This window comes from Mesorhizobium sp. AR07 (genome assembly GCF_024746815.1).
Lineage (GTDB): Bacteria > Pseudomonadota > Alphaproteobacteria > Rhizobiales > Rhizobiaceae > Mesorhizobium.
Genome location: NZ_CP080525.1, coordinates 1,875,328 through 1,898,374, shown reverse-complemented (window position 1 = coordinate 1,898,374; position 23,047 = coordinate 1,875,328). Strand labels below are relative to the sequence as shown.

Here is a 23,047-nt window from a genome sequence, read left to right as displayed (position 1 = left end):
ATAGCGTTGGGTGCAACCATACTTTGATTTTGACGCGTCTGGCGCCTAGCTTCCGGTCGCCCATATGTGTGGTCACCAACGAAAGAGGTTGACCCATGCCCACAAGCGTTTCGAGTGCCCCCGCCGGCACAATCCTTCTCATCGGCGCATCTCGCGGTCTCGGCCTCGCGATCGCCGCCGAATTCGTGAAGAAAGGCTGGAACGTCGTCGGCACGGTGCGAGGCGGCGGAAGCCGGACCAAACTGCGCGATCTCGCCGACGCGTCCGAAGGCCGGGTCGAAATCGAGACACTGGACATCTGCGAGCCCGATCAGGTCGCTGCGTTGCGCGACCGCCTGTCGGGCCGGGTGTTCGACATGCTGTTCGTCAACGCCGGGGTGACGAACAATCCGGCTGAAACAATCGCGGATGTGACGACCGAGGAGTTCATAAGGGTCATGGTCACGAATGCGCTGAGCCCGATGCGGGTTATCGAGAGCCTGGAGCAATATGTTCCCGCGACGGGCCTGATTGGTGTGATGTCATCCGGACAAGGCAGCATCGCCAACAATGAGAGCGGCCAAAGGGAGGTCTACCGTGGCAGCAAGGCGGCCCCGAACATGTTCATGCGCAGCTTCGCGGCCCGCCGGCCCTCACGTGCCATGGTGACAATGGCCCCCGGCTGGGTCCGCACCGAGCTCGGCGGACCGGACGGGCGGCTCAGCATCGAAGAGAGCATCCCAAGCCTGGTCAATGTCCTGCTTTCGAAGCAGGGCACCCCGGGTTTGCACTATGTCGACTATCTCGGCCGCACCGTGCCTTGGTGAAGTGGTGACGCGGTGGCGGCGCTACCGCATCGCCTTGCCCAGCCTGACCGTCGCGGCCAAAAGCGCCTCGTCCGAAAACCGGAAAAACCCAGCACCAGGCCGTGGCGTGCCGGACCGTCGATGAACATCGAGGACAGAGCGCGGGCACCGACGCCTGCGGCCTTCGCCGCCTCGACGATTTCGGTGTCCGGTCCGGCACCCTTCAGCGTCGCCATCAGGTGCAGCCCCTGTTCGGGCACGGTCACCTCGAGAGCGTCGTCGCAATGGGCGTTGAGGCCGGCGACCAGCACGTCGCGCGCGGCCTGGACGCGGCGGCGCACGCGTCTCAGATGCGCGGCGAAATGGCCCTCATTCAACAGGTCTGTCAGCGCGCCTTCGGCCAACGTCGAGGGGAAGCGGTCGGCGCGCGCCCTGACCGCCATGACGGCATCGAGCAGCGCTTCCGGCACCACGACATAGCCGATGCGCAGGCCGGGGAAGAGGATTTTCGAGAAGGTGCCGAGATAGGCGACGCGGCCCGAACCATCCATGCCTTGCAGCGAGGTCAGCGGCGGCCCGGCATAGCGGAACTCGCTGTCATAATCGTCCTCGATGATCCAGGCATCGTTGCGCCGTGCCCAGTCGAGCAGCGCCAGGCGGCGGCGCATCGTCATCGTCACGCCGAGCGGATATTGATGCGAGGGCGTGACATAGGCCGCGCGCGCCCCAGGGCACAGGCTTTCGCCGATCTCGGGATCGAGCCCTTCCTCGTCGACCGGCACGCCGAAAACCCTGGCGCCGCTGCCGGCCAGCACGGCATGCGCCATGGGATAGCAGGGGTTTTCCAGCCACACGGGGTCACCCGGCCGGATGGTGGCGCGCACCAGGAGATCGAGTCCCTGCTGCGTGCCGGAGGTCAGCACGATCTGGCCGGCATCGCAGCGTACGCCGCGCGCGGTCCTCAGATAGTTGGCAATCGCGCTGCGCAGGGCGAGCCCACCGCGCGGGTCGCCATAGCGGAAATGCTCAGGCCCGGGGCGGGCGAGGTGGCGCGACAACAGGATGCGGAACAGGTTCAGCGTGCGCGGATCGGACACCGCCACGCCTAGGCCGCAGGGCAGCGACGCCGCGACATCGATCTCGGGTGGACGCGCCTTGACCAGCGTCATCGGCAGATGCGGCACATTGGGCGCGCCGACTTTGGCTGTGGCAAAGCCTTCCGAGATCAGCGTTTCGAAACAGGCGACCGCCGCCGAACGCGACAGGCCGAAGCGCTGCGCCAGATCGCGGGTGGTCGGCAGCTTGGCCCCGGCGGCCAGCGCGCCGGTCTCGATCAGCCGCCGCAGCGCCGCGTAAAGCTCGCGGCTGCGCGGGCCGTCGCCCGGCAGGACCGGGATCAGTTCGGACCAATCCGGCTGATTGGTCTGAGTTTTCTTGGCAGGATTGGTTCTTTTATCGACCAATGTCATGGCGCATGGTTGGCAGACAACCAACAAGGATGCAAGCCGTGAACGACGTCGCCGCCAGCTTTCCGACCACCAGCCGCAACCGGGTGAAGCGCCTGCACGAGCGCGGCAGCTATGACCACGCGGCGGTGTTCGCGGTGCTGGATGCCGGGCTGCTGTGCTATGTCGCGTATACATTCGACGGCCAGCCCTATTGCACGCCGACCATCCACTGGCGCGAGGACGACATGCTCTACTGGCACGGCTCGTCGGCCAGCCGCATGCTGCGCCAGCTGCGCGGCGGCACGCCGGCGTGTCTCACGGTGTCGCATCTTGACGGGCTGGTGCTGGCGCGATCGGGCTTCAACCATTCCGCCAACTACCGCTCGGCGATGTGCTTCGGCACGGCGCGGATCGTCGATGAGCCTGAGGAGAAGCTGAAGGCGCTGGCCGGCGTCGTCGACCGCTTCTATCCCGGCCGCAGCGCGACCTTGCGGCCGATCTCGACGCAGGAAGCCAAGGCGACGACGGTGATCGGCATGCGCATCGAGGAGGCGTCGGCAAAAGTGCGCGCCAAGGGCGTCGGCGACGACGAGGAGGATTACGGGCATCCGGTCTGGGCCGGTGTCATCCCGGTGCGGACGGTGGTCGGCGCCGCCGAGCCGTGTCCAAGGCTGCTGCCCGGTATCGAGCGGCCGAGTAATCTGTCTGGCTATGCGGAGGGCGAAAGGCTCGATCGGGCGCTGATGCAGGCGCAGCTGGCGTATGAGGGCGGGGTGTAGCCTGCAAGGTTCGTGCTGCCCCTCATTGTCCTGCCGGACGTTCGTCGTTCGAAAAGCCAAGCAATTGGCTTTTCGTCCGCTATGCGGACCACTCCTCAACTCCCCGTATAGTGACGGGGAGAAAGGGGCAGCTTCAACGCCGGCGCTCTTTTCTGCAACGCTGGCGATTGGCGAAATCTTCGGACACGGCGCCCTTCTCCCCGTCACTATACGGGGAGAAGATGCCGGCAGGCAGATGAGGGGCGGCGCCTGCGCTGCCAACTCAAGTGCCTTGCCGCCACCTGCGCCGCGCCGTAAGTCATGCAACCATGATCACCTTCCGCCGAGCGCAAGCGTCCGACCTGCCTGATATCGTCGCGATGCTGGCCGACGATCCGCTTGGCGCTGGCCGTGAGGATGCCTCGGTGCCGCTGGCGCGGGGTTATGTCGATGCTTTCGACGCCATCGATGCCGATCCGAACCAACTGCTGGCGGTGGCCGTGGATGGCGGCGAGGTGATTGGTACCTTGCAGATCACCTTCCTTGCCGGGCTCTCGCGCAAGGGCGCCTGGGGTGGCCAGATCGAGGCGGTCCGCGTCGCCAGCCATCGGCGCTCGGGCGGCATCGGCAGGCTGATGTTCGAATGGGCGATCGCGCAATGCCGGGCGCGCGGCTGCGGCCGGGTCCAGATCACCACCGACAAGGGGCGGGCGGACGCGCACCGCTTTTATGAGAGCCTCGGCTTCACCGGCAACCATCTCGGCTACAAGAAAACCTTGTAATGCCCGGCACCGTTCCGGACCGGCGGTGTCTGGCGTATAGCGGAAGGCTTTCAGGCTCTATTCAATTTGCCGGGAAGGGCTGATATAGGTCAGTCAGGTTGACCTATATCAAAACTGTCGCGGGAGGCGTGCCTTGACCTTGATGAATCTGCTGGCTTCGCGCTCGTCGCGCATGAAAGCGTCCGAAATCCGCGAGCTGCTGAAGCTGCTCGACCAGCCCGACATCATCTCGTTCGCCGGCGGCATTCCGGACCCGGCGCTGTTTCCGGCCGATGCCATCCGTGACGCCTACGCCGATGTGCTGGGCGGCGGCGAGGCGGGGGCGGCGCTGCAGTACCAGGTCTCGGAAGGTTATCTGCCGCTGCGGCGCTGGCTGGCCGGGCAGATGGGCAAGCTCGGTGTCACCTGCGACGAGGCCAACATCTTCATCACCTCCGGCTCGCAGCAGGCGCTGGACTATCTTGGCAAGCTGTTCCTGTCGCCGGGCGATACCGCCCTGGTCACATGGCCGACCTATCTCGGCGCGCTGCAGGCGTTCAACGCCTACGAACCGCGCTACGACCGGCTGCGGCCGGAAGGCGGCAACATGACGCCCGATGCCTATCGCACGGCGGCCGCGGCAAATGGCGGCAAGGTCAAGTTCGCCTATCTGGTGCCGGACTTCGCCAACCCGACCGGCAACACGCTGAACCACCAGCAACGCGAGGCGGTGCTCGACCTTGCAGGCGAACTCGACATCGCCGTCATCGAGGACGCCGCCTATCGCGCGCTGCGTTATGACGGCGAGGGCGTGCCGCCGATCCTGGCGCTCGACTGCGCCCGTTCCGGCGGCATCGACAGAGCGCGCACACTCTATTGCGGTTCGTTCTCGAAAATCCTGTCGCCGGGCATGCGCGTCGGCTGGGTGTGCGCGCCGCGCCACGTCGTCGAGAAGCTGGTGCTGATGAAGCAGGCCTCCGATTTGCACAGCCCGTCAATCAATCAGGTGGTGATGCACCGCGTCGCCGAAGCCGTGTTCGACGGCCAGGTGGAAAAACTCATCGGCGCCTACCGCGAGCGCCGCGATGGCCTGCTCGCAGCGCTCGAAGCCAACATGCCTGAGGGCGTGACCTGGAGCCGCCCGGAAGGCGGCATGTTCGTCTGGATGACGCTGCCTGAAGGCGCGAACGCCACGGCACTTCTGGCGCGTTCGGTGAAGGAAGCGCGCGTCGCCTTCGTGCCCGGCAGCGCCTTCTTTGCCGACGGCACAGGGCGCAACACGCTGCGGCTCTCCTTCACGCTCGCCGACCGGCGCGCGGTGAGCGAGGGCATCCCACGGCTGGCGGCCATCCTGAAGGGGTAAATCCGCGGTTCCGGATGGGCTCAAGGGCCGTTGTGAGTGCCCTTGATGGCGCCGCCTTCAAGCTTGGTGAAGGGCACGAAGGACAGCGTGCCGCCATTGTAGATGTCGGCACGCACGACATTGAACGTCCCGTCGGCCTCCTGGTGCTTGGTGACCTTCAGCACATGCTGGGCACCCGGCGGGCCGACCGGAATGACCATCATGCCGTTCGGTTTCAGCTGCTGCAGCAGCGGCGGCGGGATGTGGTCGATGCCGCACGTGACGATGATCTTGTCGAACGGCGCTTCTTCCTGCCAGCCATAATAGCCGTCGGCGTTGCGGGTGTGGATCGCCTTGTATTCGGAATAGCCCTTGGCGATCAGCCCGTCGTAGAGCGCGCGCGTCCTTGCCGCCAGCGGCTTGATGATCTCGATCGAAAACACCTTGTCGGTGAGGTTGGACAGATAGGCGGACTGGTAGCCGGAGCCGGTGCCGATCTCGAGCACCTTGTCACCGCGTCGGATTTCGAGCGAATTGGTCATGCGCGCGACGCTGTGCGGGCCGGTGATCGTCACGCCGTAGCCGATATCGAGATAGTGCCACTCATAGGCGCGGCTCAGATTGGCCTTGGTGACGAACTCCTCGCGCGGCGTCATCAGATAGGCCCGCATGTCGCGCTTGTCCCAGACGTCCTTGTGGGCGAGCAGGGCCTGGAAGCGGTCCCAGCGCTGGCCGAGGAAGCCGGCATCCTCGCCCCGGTTCTTCTTCATCCACTCGATGAAGCCGGCGCGGCTGTCCATAGGCGGCATGGCGTTGGCATCATAGGCAACCGGCACATTGGCGATGGCGGGGCCGGCAAGCAGTGTTCCAGCAACGCCAAGGAGGAATTGCCGGCGCGCCGGATCAATGCGCAAGCGCGTGCCGTTGGGCTTGATTTCAATGCGCATCTGTCGATCTTTCATGGCCGCGTACCGCGCGGCTGACAGGCTCGGCAAAGCATCGTCCTGATCCGATGGTTTGACAATCGGACGGTTCATACAATTCGGTAAGGTCGCCGATGTCACAGGGCGCAACACGCTGCGGCTGTCGTTCACGCTCGCCGACCGCCGCGCTGCGACCGAGGGCATCTGGCGGCCCTGCTGATGGGGCAAGCCCGGCGCCGGAAGTCGGCGCTCCTACGCTGCCACGCCTATCAGGCCCTTGAGATTTGAAAGCCTGGTGCGGGCCAGCTTGCGGATCGGTTTTTCGAAATCGTCCTCGCCGGTTTCGACGACGAAGACCAAGGTCATGAAATCCAGCATGAACTCTTCGATGGCCGCGGTGACCGCTTCTGATCTGCCTTTGAAACGACGCAACAAAGCGTTCGCTTCTTCGATGCCGTCGACGCCGGCGCTGTCGACCAGCGCTTCGAGCCTCTGAAAACTGTCCAATTCAATTCCTCCCAGCCGCGCCACAAAACTTGGCTCCGGACAAAAGGTTCCAGTTGAGCGGGATTGAACGCCTGACGCACGTCCGGCTTCCGTGAACCGACAACTCGCTGGCGGTTTTTTTCGTTCCGGTGGAACCTCTGCGGCACATAGAAGTTCTCACCATGTCTGATCCCCCCTCAGACATCAGAAAGCTCGGTTTGAGCTTTCCAAAGGCCCGCCGGCTCCCCCCTCTCGGCGGGCTTTTTGTTTGAAGGACAGGCCCGGGGCCATGGGCCGAACGTGTGGTAGAACCTGGCGGTCAGCATGCGCCCGCATTGACGGCGCCCTGTCCAAGCCTAAATTCGAAAGCCTTGCGAGGAGGAACCTTCATGGAATTGCATCGCGGCCGGCTTGTCGACCATATCCATCTGGTGGTCAGGGATCTCCCTGCCAGCCGGCGTTTCTATGAGGCGGTCCTGCAGGCGCTCGATGTGCCGATCGGCGGTGTCGGCGACGACTATTTCTGGGCCGACGAACTGTTCGTCTCCAGTGCCGACAGCCGGGCGGCGCAGGGAAAGCTCACCGGCCGCCATCATCTCGCCTTCCAGGCAAAGGACCACGCCATGGTCGATACCTTCCACAAGGCCGGGCGCGCCGCCGGTGGCAAGGACAATGGCGCGCCGGGCGAAAGACCCTATCATCCCGGCTATTACGCCGCCTTCCTGCTCGATCCGGACGGCAACAACATCGAGGCCGTCCACCACGGTCCGGCGGTGCGCAGTGCTCCGTCCGTGAAGATCACCTTCTAAGGCGCGCTGATATTCAGCCGATCTGCAAACAATGGCTTGCTGCGATTCGGCCTGACCCTGAATTTCAACACACCTTATGACGCTTTTCATTCGCCCCGTATCCTCGTATACGAGAATCCGAAGACAGCCGAGGAACCGCATGAGCCGACTGCCTGAAGCCGTGCCGTTTTTCAGCCAGTGGGAAACGCCCGACATGACGATGGAGGTGCTCGCCGAGGGCGCCGACATTGCGCTGCGGCGGGATCCCTTGTGGCAAAATTCGGGGGCGGAGACATCAGACGAATACGCGCTCTGGGCCGCCAACATCTGCGGCATGGCGTGCCTGAAGATGATCCTGGCGACGCGCGGCGAGATCGTGCCGACGATCGAACTCGCCAGGCGCTGCACCAGATATGGCGGCTACGTCGCTACCGCGGGCTCGATCAAGGGGCTGATCTACGCGCCTTTCGTCAGCTTCGTGCAGGAGGACTTCGGCCTGCAAGCCGAGGTGATGACCAATGTCGCGACATCCGACATTCCGGCGATCCTGGCGCGGTCGCGCTTCTTCATCGCTTCGGTCAGCAGCTCGATCCGCTGGCCCGAACGCGAGCCGCCCTCGAAGGGCGGCCATCTGGTGCTGGTCACGGCGGCGTCGGACGAGGGTTTCCGCTTCCACAATCCGTCCGGCCATACCAGCGCCACACAGGAGAACGCAGTGTTGGCGCCGGCCGGTTTCGACCGCTTCTTCGCCAATCGCGGCATTGCCGTCACCATTTGATTTTTGACAGTTGAGGGATTTCGATGACGGACAAGACAAGAGTGGCCATTCTTTACGGCGGGCGTTCGGCCGAACATGACGTGTCGCGCCTCTCGGCCGCCAATGTGCTGAAGGCCATCGACCGGACCCGCTACGAGATCGTTCCGATCGCCATTTCCAGGGACGGCAGGTGGCTGCTGCAAGGCTCGTCGACCGGCGATGCGGCAGGGGCTCCGGTATCCGAGGACGGTGTGGAGGTCGCGCTGCTGCCCGGCGGCAAGGGCAGGCTGGTTGCCGTGGCGCGGGATGGAACGCAGCCTGACCTGCCGCCGGTCGATGTCGTCTTCCCCGTGCTGCACGGGCCGTTCGGCGAGGACGGCTCGGTGCAGGGCTATGCCGAGGTCGCCGACGTCGCCTATGTCGGCTGCGGCATCCTCGCCTCGGCTGCCGCCATGGACAAGGATGTCGCCAAGCGGCTGATGCGCGAGGCCGGCCTTGCCGTTGCCCGCTCGGTCACCTTGCATCGAAACGATGTCAGTTCGTTCCAGGAGATTGCCGGGGCGCTCGGTCTGCCGTTCTTCGCCAAGCCGGCGCGCCAGGGCTCGTCTTTCGGGGTGAGCAAGGTGGATGACAGGGACGGCTTCCAGCAGGCCATTGAGACGGCTTTCCGCTATGACGGCAAGGCGCTGATCGAGGAATTCGTCGAAGGCCGCGAGATCGAGTGCTCGGTGCTGGAGCGGGCCGACGGCACGCTGACGGTGTCGCTGCCTGGCGAGATCATCCCGGCCGGCAAGCACGGCTTCTACACCTATGAGGCCAAATATCTCGATGCCGACGGCGCGGTGGTCAAGGTGCCGGCCGATGTCCCGGCCGCGGTCGCCGACAAAGCGCGCGACATGGCGCGGCAGGCTTTCCAGGCGCTCGGTTGCGAAGCCATGGCGCGCGTCGATTTCTTCCTGCGCGCCGACGGTTCGCTGCTGGTCAACGAGGTCAACACGCTTCCCGGCTTCACCGACATTTCGATGTACGCCAAGGCGCTGGCGGCGATTGGCATAGGCTACAGCCAGACCATCGACGTGCTGATCGAGCACGCGCTGGCCAGGCATAGGACGCGAACAGTCTGAGTCTTCGCCGGGGAACACCGATGGCGGCCGCCTGATCGGGCTTTACGCGATATGGGGCGGCGGATTTTTCCGCCGCCCCATATCTTACCAGATCTTACCAGTCACGGATGATGATGGATATGCCTTTCGGCATCGACTTCTCCAACCGTAAAGCTCTGGAAGCCCGGCATGAGCTGCCATATGGCGGCAAGGCCGACGATCAGATAGGCCAGGCGGGCCAACATGGCGCCGCCGAGGACCGTGCCGATTATGTCATAGCCCGTTACACCCATGGACAGAAAGTTGAGACCGCCAAGGATGATGAGGGCGAGGGTGACGAGGTTCATGATGCGCATAAACGCCTCCTAACGTTGCCTGAGAAAAGACGCTTGCAAAAAAACGCCTGCCGTTTCAAACGGTTCCGTCGGTCACGAAATTGTGAACGACCGCTACAGTGCGTGAACAGAGCTAGCTTGCCCGACCCGGCTTACTCGACCAGGATATGCGCCTCGCGCGCGGCCTCGACAAAAGCCTCCCTGGCGATGTCGGGGGAGACTTCGCCGCTCGTCGCCCGGCGGCAGGCGCGTAGCGCGGACTGATGTTTCGCGCTGCCGGCGTCGCGCCAATGTGTCGTGAGCAATTCGATGGCCTGGTGGGCATTGGACAGATTGCGGGTGGAACCGGCGATGCCGACTGAAACCACCACGGGTTTGGAGAACCATGCGGTTTGCATTGGAACCTCGACTGCATTGCAGCCATAAAACGCCTCTGGCAGCGCGGGGTTTCATCCTTGCCAATCACTGTAGCGTGAGGCCGCCGGCAGATGCGGACGCATCCAGGCTCACGGCTGCCCGGCTAGGGCTGGGAACGCTCTCTTCGATAGTGAGCCGTGCGTCCGCGCCGCCCGGATCGGTTTGGACCCAGCCCTGCGCCATCATCACCATGGCGCGCGATGTCGCGGCCTGGGGGGCCGCGACGCTTCGCATCAACATGTGAGGAGCGGTTCGTCACCGGCGAAAGTTGCACGCCGGCTCAATATGCCCGATCATGACGGTTGGCAGGGGAGAAACCAAGTGGTGGCCAATCGTCGAAACGACATGGCGTCTCCGGGGCTGGAGGACATTCTTGCGGCCGCCGCGCCCCACCCGCGAACCGCATTGCCCAACGTGGCAACCACTGTCACGACTGTGGCGGCGCTGTATTTCGGGCGCGAGGTTTTCCTGCCGATCGCCATCGCGCTGCTGCTGACCTTCGCACTCGCGCCGCTTGTCTCGGCGCTCAAACGGGTCGGCATTCCCAGGATTGCCGCCGTCATCGTCAGCGTTCTTAGCGCTTTCGCGGCACTTGCCCTGTTCTCCTTCATTGTCGCCACGCAGGTCAGTGAACTGGCGCAGAACATCCCGGCCTACCAGACGAACATCCTGGCCAAGATCCGTTCACTCAAGGAAACCGGCGTCGGAGGAGGCATCATTGCCAGATTGAGCAGCGTGGTCGAGCGTGTCGGCCAGGAGATCGACAGGCAGGACGCCTCGCTGCCGGCCGCTACTCCCGACAAGCCGCCGCGCGAGCCGGTGCCCGTCGAGATCGTCTCGCGCGAAAGGCCGCTCGAAGTCCTGCAGAACATAGTCGGCCCGCTGATCAGCCCGCTCGGGTCGGCCGGACTGATCATCGTCGTCGTCATATTCATGCTGCTCGAGCGGGAGGATCTGCGCGACCGCTTCATCCGGCTTGTCGGTTACGGCGACCTTCACCGCACCACCGAGGCGCTTCGGGATGCCGGCAAGCGGGTGGGTCGCTATCTGCTGATGCAGTTGGTCGTCAACATCGTCTACGCCATACCGATTGCGGCCGGGCTGTGGATCCTCGGCATTCCGAATGCACTGCTGTGGGGGCTGCTTGCGCTGGCGCTGCGTTTCGTTCCCTATATCGGCCCGGCCATCGGCATGCTGCTGCCGCTGTTCCTGGCGCTGGCCGTGGCTCCCGGCTGGTCGCTCGTGCTGTGGACGGCCGCCCTGTTCGTGGTGATGGAGCTGGTCACCGGCAACGTCGTCGAACCCTGGCTCTACGGTTCGCGAACGGGGCTGTCGCCGCTGGCGATCATCGTTGCGGCCATCTTCTGGACATGGCTATGGGGGCCGCTCGGACTGGTCCTGTCGACGCCGCTCACCGTCTGTCTGGTGGTGCTGGGCAGGCACGTGCCGCAGTTCGAATTCCTCGACGTGCTGTTCGGCAACGAGCCCGTGCTCGAACCCCATGCACGCCTCTACCAGCGGCTGCTGGCCGGTGATCCGGAGGAAGCCACCGACCACGCCGAGGAGATGCTGGAGGAGAAATATCTGTTCGAATTCTACGACAAGGTTGCCATTCCGGCACTTCTGCTGGGCGAGCGGGACCGTGTGCGCGGCGTCATGGGCGATCTGCAGCGACGTCAGGTGGCGGCCAGTGCCCTGATGCTGGTGGCCAACCTCGACGACAGCGCGCAAGAGGAAGCGGCCGAGGAGGATGTCCCGCCCGAGGCCGCGGAGCCGGGCGACCATGGCGATGCCGCCGGCGAGGACGAGATCGACCTGCCCGATGGCACCGGCATGTCGGTGCTTTGCGCCGGCGGGCGTGGCGAACTTGACGATGCCGCCGCCGCGATGCTGGCGCAGGTGCTGGAAGTGCAGGGTGCGACAGCGTCAAAAGCAGGCTTCGCCGACATGGAACCGGCGAGCATTCGCCGCCTTGAGCTCGAAACCATCGACACCGTCGTGGTCGGCTTCCTGAATCGGGATTCCGTCAAGCATGCCCGCTTTCTGGTTCGCCGGCTGAAGCGTGCGAAGGCGGGACTGCGGGTGGGCATCGTGTTCTGGTCGGAGACCGGCAATGACGACAAGGAGACGACCGACAGACTGGCCCATGACATGAGCGCGGATTTCGTCGCGCATGGCATGGTGGACGCCGTGGTGGGGGCGCTGTCAAAAGAGCCGCCGGTTGCCCTCAAGCTCGTCGCCAAACGCCGCCAGCGCCGGCAGCGGGCCGCGCCCGGGAAAGTTCAGGCAGCGTCTGCGAGTTAGGGTCAAAACCCGATCACTCCGAACGGCCGGATTCGACACTGCGGCCGTTCAGTTGCGAGCCTCGCATGACGCGATGTGACCCAAGGCAGACACTCAACTCATTTGACCGGTGTCATCACCATCCAGGAGTGCCTGGCGTTCCCGCGAGAAAGACCAGACATTTGCCTGATCAGCCTCCAGCACCCAGATGCTGTCGAAATCATCATCGGGCCATGATTGTGGAGCGATCCCTGTGCCGCCGACAAGCGCGGCTGCCAGAGCAGGAATGGACTCGTGTTGCCAGCTGACCAACACCGGTGATTGGGCTGTGCGGATGGCATCCGCCGCTAACTGCTCTTGCCCCTTTGAATGGGTGACATCCGGTTCAAGACCAAGGCGCCTTGCCAGTGGAGTGATTGTCTGGCTAGGCCGCTTGCTCCGAGTGCCGGAATCATCTCTTTTGATCGTGCCCGACGCAACAATTGATGCTGGCCTGCCTAGAGGTAGAGGCGGCTCGTAAAAAAATCGGCAAAGGCCTCCCGCGCGTTGCCAGCCGCGCACCGTCAGTGACGCGGGATCACTTTCGCCCTGTTCGGTAACCCCGAGGTCCGGACCCCCTTGAATCGGCTTTTCGGCATGACGAATGATCATCACAAGTTTGTTTGGCATCGTTTCGCCTGCCTTAGGTTGGCATTGGACCAAGTCGACCATTCTCTATTGGCTGCTTTCCTGGTGTCACCAGGGATCGCATCTCGATGCAAGCTCGTTTCCACCTGTTGTAGACCCGGCATGGCGGCATTCATCATCGGACTGCCAGACCAAATCGCCTGCGTCTAGCGCAGTGGTTGGCACCGGCTCCACAGGTGCTTCGAAGATGGTCAGCTGGCCGCGCGCTAGGCCGTCAGCACCCCACGTCACCGCTTGCACAATCGAGCCACCAGGCCGCGAAAGCCGAATGGCAACCAAATCATCTGAATGTCGATCTGATCCGACCCAAATGCGGTCTTGCGGAGGAAATCCTCAAGTCCTTTCAGATCGAATGTTTGCCGGGTTTCAGGACCAATGAATTGCAATCTCCTCATGGAAGAGCAATCCGTCGCGTAGATCGACATTGTTCCGCCTGGACGCAGAACCCTGCGGGCTTCCGCGAGGGCGGCTCCGGTCGGCGAACAGAAATAGAGCACGTTAACGGCCAGAACCTTGTCCACCGAGGCGCTTTCCAGCGGCAACGTCTCGAAGCTTCCCTGGATCAGTTTCAGCCTTCCATCTTGAATTGCGGCTCGATTTCGAGCCTGGGCCAGACGAAACATCGTCGGCGACCGATCCACCCCGGTAATCGTACCGCCGCGCGCAAGTCTGACCATTTTCTTGAGCGCCCAACCTGGCCCAAATCCCATTTCGAGGACGTCATCCTGCTCGCCGATGTCCAACAATTCGATGGCTCGCCTGTTGGGCAGGTGGTTTATCAGACCCATAACTGCCCCGGCCGCACGCCCGCTTATCCCCTCCGGCATGGAAAACTGTTGCGCGATAAAATTGTGCAGGCCAGTGGCGCCTGTGCCATCGAGTGTCTCGACGACCGATGCACGGGGTGGTGTCAGATGCCAGCCAGGCGCGCCTTGAAAGGCGAGGCCATCGTTTCCGCTGCATCCGTCGATCTGTGGAACCAATGGTATTGCGGGTGGTTCTTGGGCTTTTTCATCCAACATTCATTGATGCTTTTTGTTGCGGACGATACCCAGGATACCAGTTCGATGCGGCAACGTCCGAAACGTATCCGGCGCAATGGCGGCAGCGACCGTTGTCGCAAGCGCAGAGACACTCACAGGCTACGATTGCCCAACGACGGTGTAGGTCGTCTCTATGGTCGGAGGAACACGGGACCGATCAGCCGGGCCTTTTCGAGTGGAGGGAGAAACGACATCGCCGCAATCGCGGTGCCGACGAACCCTCCGCATTGCCACGGGAAGCGCGAGCGCCAAAAAGCAAACGACGGCAACGATCGGTACCGCGACGACTGCAAGTGCCACGCCTAGAACCAGCGCGAACGCAATCCAGAAGATTTCAGCGATCCTGTTCATCGAGATAACTCCGTTCTCCCCCGAAGCAATGACCCATTTATGTTTCCCGCGCATTTCCGCTGGAATACAAATTCGTAAGATTCAGTGGCGGGCGCACTGGATATCTCTTGTTTGAGCATGATCTCCAGCGAAAACCGGATTCCACTTTCCGGGATCATGCTTGGAGGGCGCCTACCGATCGACCATCGCCATGCCGCGCTCGCCATAGCGCGGGCCGGCGATTTTTCCCGGCGCCAGGGCTTCGTCAAGCGCGGCCATCTCGGCGGCGTCTAGCTTGATCGCGGCGGCGGCGATGTTCTCCTCGAGATATTTGATCCGCTTGGTGCCGGGGATCGGCACAATGTCGACGCCAAAGCCGTTGCCCTTTTCCAGCAGCCAGGCCAGCGCGACCTGGCCGGGCTTGGCGCCCTTGCTTGCCGCGATGTCACGCACCTTGGCCGCCGCCTCGACATTGGCGTCGTAGTTTTCGCCCTGGTAGCGCGGGTCGCTGCGGCGGTAGTCGCCCTCGGGATAGTCCTCCGCGCGTTTGACCTCGCCGGTGAGAAAACCGCGGCCGAGCGGCGAAAACGGCACCAGGCCAATGCCGAGTTCGCTGAGCAGCGGGATGATCTCCGGCTCCAGATTGCGCTCCCAGAGCGAATACTCGCTTTGCACAGCCGACACCGGATACACGGTATGCGCCCGGCGGATGTTGGCCGCCCCCGCCTCGGACAGGCCGAAGAACCGCACCTTGCCTTGCGCGACCAGTTCGCCGACCGCGCCTGCGACATCCTCGATCGGCACCGCCGGGTCGACGCGGTGCTGGTAGAGCAGGTCGATATGGTCGGTGGCGAGCCGGCTAAGCGAGGCTTCCACGATCCCGCGTATATGCTCGGGCCGGCTATCGGTTCCGTCGAGCTGCTTGCCGTTTTCGATGCGAAAGCCGAATTTGGTGGCGATGGTCACCTGGTCGCGCTTGCCCTTCAGAGCCCGGCCGAGCAGTTCCTCGTTGGTATGAGGGCCATAGACCTCGGCAGTGTCGACGAAGGTGCAGCCAAGTTCGATGGCGCGGTGCAGCGTGGCGATGGATTCGGCCTCATCGGCTGGACCGTAGGACTGGCTCATGCCCATGCAGCCGAGGCCGATGGCCGAGACTTGCAGCCCCTGGCTGCCGAGCTTGCGGATTTTCAGGGTCATGGCTGGCGTTCTCCAGTGGGGTCACCAGACTATAGCAGCCGCTCGCTCAATTCCCACAGCCGTTCCGCCGCGTCGCGATTGACGGCATAGGGCGTGACACCGAGCGCGCCGGCCAGCCGCGCGCCGCTCCGCATCGGCAGGGCCTCACACTTTTCCCAAAATTGCTCTTTTTCCCGGAATTGCTCTACTGGATCGAAATTGGATAAGCCAGATCGAGCGGCGTGCTCGAGCGCTCGCCGTGATCGTCAGCGCGGCCATCTTCGAGCAGGGCCAACCCGTTGCTCAATCCGTCGAATTCGATTGCCGCGCCAATGAGTTGCGCAGCCTGCAGGACCAGATGTTCAATGTCCTCGAGGGCGACGTTTTCGGCAAGATTCCTGACCCTGACCTGTTCAGCCACCACCGTGATGTTGACAATGCCCGCCGTCTTGAATGCCGTCTGTACGGCTGAACTGACGTCATCGCGCAGGCGTGCCGAATAATCATACCGCATCGAAACCTCCCAAAGGGAACGGTTTTCTGTTCAGATTCCACCATGCGTCAGGCGCTACGCAATGGCAAGTGAAATCTATAAATTATCGATATAAATCAGTTGGTTAGCATAGTTACACAAATGCGCAGCCGGCGTTTGATGCTCATCATGTGTGTGATGCGCTGTTCACCCATCGCAGGGTCTTGACGCGTTATGAGGTGTATCCTAATTATAAGCCGAGTGAGGTAGATACTAACTCAACGTATTCTTGGTCCTGAGCGAGGAAGCGCCATGGCTGAACTGGAACGCCCGGAACGACTGCAGATCATGCAGACGGCAGACGAACTGGCCGCGCTGGAAAACTGGCGATACGATAAGCGCATGCCGAGCCGCTCGGCCGCGGTCAGAGAGCTGCTGCGGCGGGGCCTTGCCTCGGATGGGTTCCTGACGGCGGAGCAAGGGGTGAAGTCGCAAGACTACGGAATCTTGCCCACCGACGGTAATGGGATTGCCGAGGGCGGCAAGGATTAGTTGCAACCGCGCTGGTCAGCCAGTAGCAGGCCGCCGGCCGACAGGCCGGGGCCCGCTCTCGATTCTACAGGATGTTGGTCGTCACTTCGACGACGATAGCGGCACCCTCCAGGCTGCCATTCGTGACATGCACGACACGCGATACCCGCAAATCCTGCGCATTTCCGTTGATCGACGGGGAAACGCTTTCGCCGATCCGGGGAACCGCCTGGAAGACGGCATCGGTGGCTTCCGGCCGGTTGTCGATCGATATGCGGCAGTTGACGGTCATGGAATGTCTCCTGTGTCTGACGGTGCCCCAGGCATCAACGCAGGGTCCGCGAAATGGTTTCAGGGGAACAGCTGCGTAAGCGAACTACGGGGTATCCGTAGTTTTGGTTGATTTATTACGGAAATTCCGTAGTATTGGCCATGCACACTGTCGTCGAAACGCCCGCATATCTTTCCGCCGCCCATGCTGCCGGCATGTCCGAAGAAGAGCGGGCAGAGATTGTCGAACTCCTCGGAGGCGACCCTCAGTTCGGCAAAGTGATGAAGGGCACCGGCGGCTGCCGGAAGTTCCGTGTTGCCGGTCGCGGGCATGGCAAAAGCGGCGGCTATCGGATCGTGACCGTATTCGGCGGCGAGGACATTCCGGTGTTCCTGCTGACCGTGTTCGGCAAGGGCGAGAAGGACAATCTATCGAAGGCCGAGTGCAACGACCTCGCAAAGCTGACGAAGATCCTCGTCGACACCTACGGAAAGGAAAAAGCGAAATGAGCAAGAGCGCGTTCAACAAGATCAAGGCCGGCCTCGACGACGCCATCGCGTTCGCCGGGGGGGATACTGACGGGGCCGTGATCCATGTGCCAGAGCGGGTGGACGTCCGCGCGATCCGCAAGGTCCTCCACCTCAACCAGGAGGCGTTCGCCGCCCGGTTCGGCTTCGGTCTTGCTCGCCTGCGCGATTGGGAGCAGGGCCGGTCCGCGCCCGACAGCGCGGTGCGTGCCTATCTCACCGTCATCGAGAAAAACCCCAAGGCCGTAGAGGAGGCACTTGGCGTCGAGGAGAACGAGACGCGGCTCGCCGGCTAGCCATCTCTTGAAATTGCTGGTTCCCGCTCATGGGCTCGAACCACGATTCACGCCTTCAAAGGGCGCTGTCCTACCATTAGACGAAGCGGGAAAATGCAACTTGCGCCCACACCCGTAGCCGGTTCGTGCGCCGGGATCAACGCATTGCGGCGGCAAAGATGCGTGGCCGGCAACGGCATCAGTTCGGGAAGTTGTTGACCGGCTCCTCGCAGCGGTAGACCGGGCAGTGGCCGTCACGGGTCGGGACATAGGCCGACATCGGCACCTCCGGCCAGTCGCATTCGTTGCCGAACTGCCTGACATAGCGGTCATAGGTGTTGGGGCCGGTGGTCAATACCACCGCGTGGTCGCTCTGGATCAACTGCTGCAGTTGCCCGCAACCCATAGTTCGGGTGTCGGGACGGGCCTCGGCGAGGCTGGTCACGGCAAGCAGGATCGCTGCTGTCATCAAAACAAGTCGGCGGATGGGCATTGGCGGTTACCTAGGGCGCTTCACGTACCTCGGGCGTTTTACGTAGCTCGGGCGAGCGTGTCAGGCGAAACTCGCATCTCGGCCGGTGGTTCCGCAACAGCCGTCTGACCGGCTTTTTGCAGCGCAACCAAATGCGGCGTCGCGCATTGCTGGGGATGGACAGCAGGAAGCCCTACGAAATGCCGCAATGGCGGCCCGGAAACGAGGATCGCGAGGCGATGTGCTGCTCCTTCTGCGGCGGTCGCAATCACCGCTACGAGGATTGTCCGCAAAGGGACGCTTCGGCCGATCCGCCCCTTGCCCCGCCTGACGAGGACGGGATCGAGGCTGGCTGACCCGGCCTGGCTGAGCCATCGTCACGCGGCGTTCGAACGGGTTAGCACTCTCATCTCGTTAAGAAAGTCTCCACCATGTTCCGTCAAAACATGGTGGCATGGGCATGATGCCTTGGCTTGGATTCCCGGCGCGCCGTTCGATGTGGAACGCGGCCGGTCAGTGGGCAGGGCGATGTCTTCGGTATTTCCGGTCAACACCACGGCCTTGCTGATCCTGCAGCAGCCCAGCCCCTTGGCAAGGTCCGTCGGCGACAGCCTCGCCGATACCGGCGGCGTTTCCGGCCTCGCCGGAACTGGTGCCGGTTCGCCTCTTACACTGGCGCAGGTAAAAATTTCCGATATGTTCAGTGTGAATAGGGTCGATCCGACGGCGGAGAAGGTCAGGCTGATCGAACGCCTGGGCGAGGAATTCGGCATCAGGCAAAGCGATTACACGTCTATGGTTGCCTACGGCGCGGACATCCGGAGAGCTGTCGAGGCGCTGATAGCGAAACCCGGCTCCTCGCTAGTCATCCTCCAGATCGAAAAGAGACTGGGGTTGGACAAGCTCGGCATCTCGCTCGACGAACTAGTCAATGCGACCATCGACCCGAACGGGCACGACGGCAAAAAGCTTGACGCGGCGCTGAAGAAACAGGTCGGCGACGGCGGCAAGAGCGAGGGATTTTCAGGCCCGCTCCAGTTCGACGAGATCGGACTTTATGGCCGTTGAGGCAGGTTGCCCGGCCCGTCGCCTGTCGAGCCGGTCTGGGGTGCTGGTTTTGTACCCCCGTACCAGGGTGCCCGTGGCCGCGGATGCCCGAGCACACTCCTGAATAGCGCTGCTCTCGACCGCAGATGCGGAATGCTTCGCGCCGATTGCAACCAAACACCCCACCACGCATTGCTGGGCATGGGCGCAATCCGTCACGTGAGTTCTGAAGGCGGCGTGGCGGGAGAAGGTGGGCAATGACGGAATTGGCAAGCATCGATGGTCTGATCGGAACCGCCGACGCACGGCTGGCGGCGATTGTCGATTCGTCCTTCGATGCCATCATCAGCAAGGACCTGAACAGCGTCATCACCAGCTGGAACGGGGCGGCGCAGCGCATGTTCGGCTACACCGCCGAGGAGGCTGTCGGCCGATCCGTGCTGATGCTCATTCCCGATCATCTCAGGGATGAGGAGGCCGACATTATCGGCCGGGTTCGCAATGGCGAACTCGTGGCCAGCTATGAGACGATCCGGCGACGCAAGGATGGCGGGATCATTGCGGTGTCGCTGACCGTCTCGCCGATCAGAAATACAGAGGGCGAGATCATCGGCGCTTCGAAGATCGCCCGCGACATCACCGCGACCAAGGAGAGCGAACGCAGGATCCGGCTTTTGCTGCGCGAGGTGAACCATCGCGTCAAGAACCAGTTCGCGGTGATCCTCTCGATGGTCAGGGAGACGACCAAGCGCTCGACCGATCCGCGCGAATTCGAAGACCGCATCCGCTCCCGCATCATGGCGCTGTCGCGGTCGCACGACCTGCTGGTGAACTCGGAATGGGCGGGCGCCAGCCTCTTCGACCTCATCCAGGAACAACTCAAGCCGTTCGGCCACGAGGAGCAGGTGTCGCTGTCGGGACCACTGCTGACCCTGCAGCCGAACGCCGTGCAAAATCTCGGCATGGCGTTTCATGAACTCGGCACCAACTCCTCCAAATACGGCGCCCTGGCGAGTGATGTCGGGCGGCTCGAGATCACCTGGCAGATCGCCGCCGGTGTTTCGGGCAAGCGGGAAATCCATCTCGTCTGGGACGAGACGATGCCGGTCCATGCCGGGGACCGGCGAGAGGAAAGCATGCGCAAGGGGTTCGGCACCGTCGTCTTGCAACGGGTCGCGCCACAATCGCTGAACGGCTCGGCGGTGCTCGAGCGCAGCCCGGGCCATGTCAGCTGGTCGCTGACGGCGCCGCTCGAATCGATCATCGTTCCGCAGCTCGGCGGCGAACTGCCGGCCGCCGACAGCGAGCCGTCCTTCGGCCCTTGAGGGGTCGGCTCGGTCATTTCACCGACGGGCAGGAACCTTCGGGCGCACCGCTTGAACTCGCCCCCTTTTGCTGCCTGAAGTGGCCAACCTTTTCCGTCGACAGGCGTTGTCCCTGTGAAGGGAAAGGCCGCCGCGGGCGGTCGTGAAAGCAAGAAGGAGGCCGAGATGCGAACTCTCGCCATCGTGCCATTCAGCCTGATGCTGGCGCTCGCGCCGGCTGCGGCCCAGACGGATCAGCCTCAGGACAACCAGGCGCCGCGGGCCGACAAATGCCGGGTCCAGACAGAGCAAGGTGCCAAACAGCAGCCTGGCGGCGACAATCCGACGGACAAGCTCAATGACTGCGGTGGCGTGCTGACACCGCCCGCCATCGGTGACCAAGGGATGGCCGCGCCGGCCCCGGATGAAGGCAGGACGCCGGTAATCAAACCGGGTGAAGTGCCGGCCCAGCCGCCGGCACAGTAGAAGGCGCGGCAGCCGCGCCGATGGCCCGCCGATAAACCAGAGGAAACCTATCTAACCAGTACATCGGCATGGTTGCACAGGGCAGCGAACGCTTTCTGGGCCTGTGCCGCTCCGGCCTTGTTTTCCAGCGCCGCTTCCACCTGTTCGCGCGCGGCCTGGTAGAACGGGCCGCGCTTGGCCTGGGGCCAGTCGATCAGGATTTCGCTGGCGTCCCTCAGCGTGGTGATGTCGCGGATCGTGTCCGAGCCATGCGGCCTGATCCGCATCGGCGTCGACAGCATCAACTCGGTCATCTCTTGGTTCCGCTACTGGAGGAATTTCGCTTCGCGTGCGGCGTCGATCATTGCCCGCATCGCTTTTTCCGGCGGCGTCCAGCCATCCAGCGCATCGCGACAACTGCGCAATGCCGCCCGGTAGCGCCGGCCCTGGCTCGCCGGCCAGTCGCCGAGACATTCCAGGCCCTCCCAGGTACTGCGCACCACGCGTTCGCGCTCGGGAGCAAATTTCAGCCGGACCGGTTGGGGAAACATCTTGTCGATCAACGGTCGTCTCCATGACTGGTGCATGTATGACTGGTGCATGTCGCCCAAAAAGTGCGTAGCGGTCTTGGTTGACATGCACAAAAACGGGGACATGCACAAAAACACGGCGCCGAACAACGTCGGCAACAGGGCAGGGTTCCCTGCCCTTGAGATCAAATTTTCAGTCGCGTGCGGCGGCGTCCGACAACGGCCTGCGTTCTGCCAATTCGGCGTTGTGCGCCGTTGGACGGTCATGCTCGAACTGTTCGGTGCCGGGCAAGGCCTGCAGCCAGGTCTCGCGCCGGCTGGTCCACAATTCATAGTCGGGTGTGAGATCGGTCGGCGCGACGTCGAGGCTGCCGATCATCACCTCGGCCTCGTCGTCGCCGACCCAGGCGACACGGCCGCCGCAGGTCGGGCAAAAGCTGCGCGTCCCATAGGTGCTGACGATGCCTGTCGTCTCGAAGGCCTCGCGCGGCCAGATGGCATAGGCCGAATAGACCGAGCCGCCGGCCTTGCGGCAGTCCTTGCAATGGCAGAGACCGATTCTGAGCGGCGCGCCGCTCACCGAGAACTGCACGCCGCCGCACAGGCAACTGCCGGTCCTGCGTGTGGTGTCGGACATGATGCGACCCTCCGTCTATCAACCTGTGGCATGAGCCTATGGCATCAGCCTGCGGCTGAGCCCGGGGCATCAGTCGTGGCGGTGCGGGCCGGGCGGATGCTCGTCCGAGACACGCTCGTCCGGGACAGAGCCCCATCCCGATCCCGTCGGGATAGAACAGCCCTAGCCGCGGGCCGCCATATGGGCATCGAGCTTCTTGCGCGATGGCCCATAGCGCTTGATGATCGTCTGCGCCTCGCTCGGCGGAATGCCGTATTTCCGGGCAAAGGCAGCGACCTCGTAAGGCTCCTCGCTCGAAACCAGCTTGCGGTCCTGCTTTGTCTTCGACTTGTCGTCAGCCATCTCAGGCCTCGCTTTCTGTTGCCGGGGAAACGCGCAGCCGTCGGCCCCCGAACCCCCGATCAACAGGACATAACACAGATCGGCGTCGCGGGGTTCCACCGGTACGACAATAACGCCATGCTCCCCGTCGCTGCGGCAGGCATCGTCATCGCGGTTTCTCGAGAAAAAAATCTGCCGGGGTGTCGGACCTGGCGCCGGTCGCGCGTCCTAGGAGCGACCATTTTGCAAAGCTGGAGAACAAGCATGTCGTCGCAGACCACTCAGTCGCAAACCGCCCAATCGCCATGGCAGACCGCGGCACTTCTCGTCGCCCGCCTGATCTTCGCCGCCGTCTTCCTGATGGCCGTGACCTTCAAGTTCATGGGCATGGGCGACACCGCCGGCTACATCGCCGCCGCCGGCTTTCCGTTTCCGCTGTTCCTGGCCTGGTGCGCGGCGCTGCTGGAGGTCGCCCTGGTGCTGTGCTTCCTGACCGGCGCCTTCTTCACGCCGGCAGCCCTGGTCGCTGCCGCCTACGTGCTGTTCCTCGGTTTTTCTTTCCACGGACCCAGCCATTGGGTCGCCAACCAGGCCGAGTTCGGCTTCTTCGTCGACCATTTTTCGTTCCTGGCCGGACTGCTGTTCGCGGCGGTGCACGGGCCGGGCAGGGTGCTTTCGCTGAATTTGGGATGGCCGGGCCGGGCGTAGGAGGCTGACAAGCCTTCGATGGACGCGTGCCAAGCATCCCAGCGCAGGGCGGTGGTATCGCCGGA

At 63.3% G+C, this 23,047-nt stretch carries 31 protein-coding genes and 1 tRNA gene; 16 read left to right on the top strand and 16 right to left on the bottom strand.

Annotated elements, in window-relative coordinates; all coding sequences use genetic code 11:
• The first annotated feature begins 95 nt into the window (after positions 1 to 95).
• Positions 96 to 806, top strand: a complete 711-nt coding sequence (locus BPNPMPFG_RS09660; RefSeq protein ID WP_258594993.1) for an SDR family NAD(P)-dependent oxidoreductase — start codon at positions 96 to 98, stop codon at positions 804 to 806.
• On the opposite strand, the gene pdxR is transcribed toward BPNPMPFG_RS09660, so the two are convergent.
• On the bottom strand, positions 779 to 2,254 hold the full coding sequence (gene pdxR, locus BPNPMPFG_RS09655; RefSeq protein WP_258594992.1) for a MocR-like pyridoxine biosynthesis transcription factor PdxR: 1,476 nt from the start codon (positions 2,252 to 2,254) through the stop codon (positions 779 to 781). The two genes, BPNPMPFG_RS09660 and pdxR, sit on opposite strands and share 28 nt — an antisense overlap.
• 5 nt (positions 2,255 to 2,259) lie before the next feature.
• Between pdxR and BPNPMPFG_RS09650 the strand changes: the two genes are divergently transcribed.
• From BPNPMPFG_RS09650 to BPNPMPFG_RS09640, 3 genes are all read left to right on the top strand, one after another.
• Entirely contained in the window at positions 2,260 to 3,012 is a 753-nt protein-coding gene (locus BPNPMPFG_RS09650; protein WP_258594990.1) for a pyridoxamine 5'-phosphate oxidase family protein, read from the top strand.
• A 308-nt stretch (positions 3,013 to 3,320) separates the two neighbouring features.
• Positions 3,321 to 3,773, top strand: coding sequence for a GNAT family N-acetyltransferase (locus tag BPNPMPFG_RS09645; RefSeq protein ID WP_258594989.1), 453 nt, complete (start codon positions 3,321 to 3,323; stop codon positions 3,771 to 3,773).
• Positions 3,774 to 3,915: 142 nt separating this feature from the next.
• A complete protein-coding gene (locus BPNPMPFG_RS09640) occupies positions 3,916 to 5,115 on the top strand; it encodes an aminotransferase-like domain-containing protein (protein ID WP_258596691.1) in 1,200 nt (399 codons plus the stop codon).
• A 20-nt stretch (positions 5,116 to 5,135) separates the two neighbouring features.
• On the opposite strand, the gene BPNPMPFG_RS09635 is transcribed toward BPNPMPFG_RS09640, so the two are convergent.
• Positions 5,136 to 6,041 carry a protein-L-isoaspartate O-methyltransferase family protein gene (locus tag BPNPMPFG_RS09635; RefSeq protein ID WP_258594988.1) on the bottom strand — a complete coding sequence of 302 codons (906 nt, stop codon included), beginning with the start codon at positions 6,039 to 6,041 and terminating at the stop codon, positions 5,136 to 5,138.
• Positions 6,042 to 6,269: 228 nt separating this feature from the next.
• A complete protein-coding gene (locus BPNPMPFG_RS09630; RefSeq protein ID WP_258594985.1) occupies positions 6,270 to 6,524 on the bottom strand; it encodes a hypothetical protein in 255 nt (84 codons plus the stop codon).
• A 368-nt stretch (positions 6,525 to 6,892) separates the two neighbouring features.
• On the opposite strand from BPNPMPFG_RS09630, the gene BPNPMPFG_RS09625 reads away from it, so the two are divergent.
• From BPNPMPFG_RS09625 to BPNPMPFG_RS09615, 3 genes are all read left to right on the top strand, one after another.
• Positions 6,893 to 7,312 carry a VOC family protein gene (locus BPNPMPFG_RS09625; protein ID WP_258594984.1) on the top strand — a complete coding sequence of 140 codons (420 nt, stop codon included), beginning with the start codon at positions 6,893 to 6,895 and terminating at the stop codon, positions 7,310 to 7,312.
• 139 nt (positions 7,313 to 7,451) lie between these two features.
• Positions 7,452 to 8,069 (top strand): C39 family peptidase, encoded by a 618-nt coding sequence (locus tag BPNPMPFG_RS09620; RefSeq protein WP_258594983.1) that lies wholly within the window; start codon positions 7,452 to 7,454, stop codon positions 8,067 to 8,069.
• 23 nt (positions 8,070 to 8,092) lie between these two features.
• Entirely contained in the window at positions 8,093 to 9,172 is a 1,080-nt protein-coding gene (locus tag BPNPMPFG_RS09615; RefSeq protein WP_258594981.1) for a D-alanine--D-alanine ligase family protein, read from the top strand.
• Positions 9,173 to 9,273: 101 nt separating this feature from the next.
• On the opposite strand, the gene BPNPMPFG_RS09610 is transcribed toward BPNPMPFG_RS09615, so the two are convergent.
• Positions 9,274 to 9,507, bottom strand: coding sequence for a DUF378 domain-containing protein (locus BPNPMPFG_RS09610; RefSeq protein ID WP_258594980.1), 234 nt, complete (start codon positions 9,505 to 9,507; stop codon positions 9,274 to 9,276).
• Between the two features lie 131 nt (positions 9,508 to 9,638).
• Entirely contained in the window at positions 9,639 to 9,884 is a 246-nt protein-coding gene (locus BPNPMPFG_RS09605) for a DUF982 domain-containing protein (RefSeq protein WP_258594978.1), read from the bottom strand.
• 364 nt (positions 9,885 to 10,248) lie between these two features.
• On the opposite strand from BPNPMPFG_RS09605, the gene BPNPMPFG_RS09600 reads away from it, so the two are divergent.
• Entirely contained in the window at positions 10,249 to 12,207 is a 1,959-nt protein-coding gene (locus tag BPNPMPFG_RS09600; RefSeq protein WP_258596690.1) for an AI-2E family transporter, read from the top strand.
• Positions 12,208 to 12,300: 93 nt separating this feature from the next.
• On the opposite strand, the gene BPNPMPFG_RS09595 is transcribed toward BPNPMPFG_RS09600, so the two are convergent.
• From BPNPMPFG_RS09595 to BPNPMPFG_RS09580, 4 genes are all read right to left on the bottom strand, one after another.
• Positions 12,301 to 12,855: a histidine phosphatase family protein gene (locus tag BPNPMPFG_RS09595; protein ID WP_258594977.1), complete on the bottom strand. Its 555-nt coding sequence runs from the start codon at positions 12,853 to 12,855 to the stop codon at positions 12,301 to 12,303.
• A 245-nt stretch (positions 12,856 to 13,100) separates the two neighbouring features.
• The gene (locus BPNPMPFG_RS09590; protein ID WP_258594976.1) at positions 13,101 to 13,895 is read right to left on the bottom strand and encodes a class I SAM-dependent methyltransferase; all 795 of its coding nucleotides are present in this window, start codon (positions 13,893 to 13,895) and stop codon (positions 13,101 to 13,103) included.
• 543 nt (positions 13,896 to 14,438) lie between these two features.
• Complete coding sequence (locus tag BPNPMPFG_RS09585) at positions 14,439 to 15,443, bottom strand: aldo/keto reductase (RefSeq protein ID WP_258594975.1); 1,005 nt, start codon at positions 15,441 to 15,443, stop codon at positions 14,439 to 14,441.
• Between the two features lie 184 nt (positions 15,444 to 15,627).
• Positions 15,628 to 15,936: a hypothetical protein gene (locus BPNPMPFG_RS09580; protein ID WP_258594974.1), complete on the bottom strand. Its 309-nt coding sequence runs from the start codon at positions 15,934 to 15,936 to the stop codon at positions 15,628 to 15,630.
• A gap of 270 nt (positions 15,937 to 16,206) precedes the next feature.
• Here BPNPMPFG_RS09580 and BPNPMPFG_RS09575 point away from each other — a divergent pair, with 270 nt between their 5' ends.
• A complete protein-coding gene (locus BPNPMPFG_RS09575) occupies positions 16,207 to 16,446 on the top strand; it encodes a hypothetical protein (protein WP_258594973.1) in 240 nt (79 codons plus the stop codon).
• 64 nt (positions 16,447 to 16,510) lie between these two features.
• Here the strand turns inward: BPNPMPFG_RS09575 and BPNPMPFG_RS09570 are convergent, their stop codons facing one another.
• Positions 16,511 to 16,717 (bottom strand): hypothetical protein, encoded by a 207-nt coding sequence (locus BPNPMPFG_RS09570; protein WP_258594972.1) that lies wholly within the window; start codon positions 16,715 to 16,717, stop codon positions 16,511 to 16,513.
• Between the two features lie 194 nt (positions 16,718 to 16,911).
• Between BPNPMPFG_RS09570 and BPNPMPFG_RS09565 the strand changes: the two genes are divergently transcribed.
• Both BPNPMPFG_RS09565 and BPNPMPFG_RS09560 read left to right on the top strand, forming a co-directional pair.
• On the top strand, positions 16,912 to 17,205 hold the full coding sequence (locus tag BPNPMPFG_RS09565; RefSeq protein ID WP_258594971.1) for a type II toxin-antitoxin system RelE/ParE family toxin: 294 nt from the start codon (positions 16,912 to 16,914) through the stop codon (positions 17,203 to 17,205).
• Positions 17,202 to 17,519 (top strand): helix-turn-helix domain-containing protein, encoded by a 318-nt coding sequence (locus BPNPMPFG_RS09560; protein WP_258594970.1) that lies wholly within the window; start codon positions 17,202 to 17,204, stop codon positions 17,517 to 17,519. Before BPNPMPFG_RS09565 ends, BPNPMPFG_RS09560 begins: the two co-directional genes overlap by 4 nt.
• A 17-nt stretch (positions 17,520 to 17,536) precedes the next feature.
• On the opposite strand, the gene BPNPMPFG_RS09555 is transcribed toward BPNPMPFG_RS09560, so the two are convergent.
• Both BPNPMPFG_RS09555 and BPNPMPFG_RS09550 read right to left on the bottom strand, forming a co-directional pair.
• Positions 17,537 to 17,610 (bottom strand) — tRNA-Gln (locus tag BPNPMPFG_RS09555).
• Positions 17,611 to 17,697: 87 nt separating this feature from the next.
• Entirely contained in the window at positions 17,698 to 17,991 is a 294-nt protein-coding gene (locus BPNPMPFG_RS09550; protein ID WP_258594969.1) for a hypothetical protein, read from the bottom strand.
• Between the two features lie 155 nt (positions 17,992 to 18,146).
• Here BPNPMPFG_RS09550 and BPNPMPFG_RS09545 point away from each other — a divergent pair, with 155 nt between their 5' ends.
• The 4 genes from BPNPMPFG_RS09545 to BPNPMPFG_RS09530 all read left to right on the top strand — a co-directional run bounded on the left by BPNPMPFG_RS09545 (position 18,147) and on the right by BPNPMPFG_RS09530 (position 20,807).
• Positions 18,147 to 18,326 (top strand): hypothetical protein, encoded by a 180-nt coding sequence (locus tag BPNPMPFG_RS09545; RefSeq protein ID WP_258594968.1) that lies wholly within the window; start codon positions 18,147 to 18,149, stop codon positions 18,324 to 18,326.
• Between the two features lie 172 nt (positions 18,327 to 18,498).
• Positions 18,499 to 19,038: a hypothetical protein gene (locus BPNPMPFG_RS09540; RefSeq protein WP_258594967.1), complete on the top strand. Its 540-nt coding sequence runs from the start codon at positions 18,499 to 18,501 to the stop codon at positions 19,036 to 19,038.
• Between the two features lie 236 nt (positions 19,039 to 19,274).
• Entirely contained in the window at positions 19,275 to 20,342 is a 1,068-nt protein-coding gene (locus BPNPMPFG_RS09535) for a PAS domain S-box protein (RefSeq protein WP_258594965.1), read from the top strand.
• Between the two features lie 165 nt (positions 20,343 to 20,507).
• Complete coding sequence (locus BPNPMPFG_RS09530) at positions 20,508 to 20,807, top strand: hypothetical protein (protein WP_258596689.1); 300 nt, start codon at positions 20,508 to 20,510, stop codon at positions 20,805 to 20,807.
• 47 nt (positions 20,808 to 20,854) lie between these two features.
• Here the strand turns inward: BPNPMPFG_RS09530 and BPNPMPFG_RS09525 are convergent, their stop codons facing one another.
• The 4 genes from BPNPMPFG_RS09525 to BPNPMPFG_RS09510 all read right to left on the bottom strand — a co-directional run bounded on the left by BPNPMPFG_RS09525 (position 20,855) and on the right by BPNPMPFG_RS09510 (position 22,295).
• The gene (locus tag BPNPMPFG_RS09525; RefSeq protein WP_258594964.1) at positions 20,855 to 21,100 is read right to left on the bottom strand and encodes a DUF982 domain-containing protein; all 246 of its coding nucleotides are present in this window, start codon (positions 21,098 to 21,100) and stop codon (positions 20,855 to 20,857) included.
• A 12-nt stretch (positions 21,101 to 21,112) separates the two neighbouring features.
• The gene (locus BPNPMPFG_RS09520) at positions 21,113 to 21,349 is read right to left on the bottom strand and encodes a DUF982 domain-containing protein (RefSeq protein ID WP_258594963.1); all 237 of its coding nucleotides are present in this window, start codon (positions 21,347 to 21,349) and stop codon (positions 21,113 to 21,115) included.
• 160 nt (positions 21,350 to 21,509) lie between these two features.
• Positions 21,510 to 21,953 carry a GFA family protein gene (locus BPNPMPFG_RS09515; protein WP_258594961.1) on the bottom strand — a complete coding sequence of 148 codons (444 nt, stop codon included), beginning with the start codon at positions 21,951 to 21,953 and terminating at the stop codon, positions 21,510 to 21,512.
• Between the two features lie 162 nt (positions 21,954 to 22,115).
• On the bottom strand, positions 22,116 to 22,295 hold the full coding sequence (locus tag BPNPMPFG_RS09510) for a DUF3606 domain-containing protein (protein ID WP_024501602.1): 180 nt from the start codon (positions 22,293 to 22,295) through the stop codon (positions 22,116 to 22,118).
• A gap of 243 nt (positions 22,296 to 22,538) precedes the next feature.
• Between BPNPMPFG_RS09510 and BPNPMPFG_RS09505 the strand changes: the two genes are divergently transcribed.
• Entirely contained in the window at positions 22,539 to 22,982 is a 444-nt protein-coding gene (locus BPNPMPFG_RS09505; RefSeq protein WP_258594959.1) for a DoxX family protein, read from the top strand.
• Positions 22,983 to 23,047 lie beyond the last annotated feature (65 nt).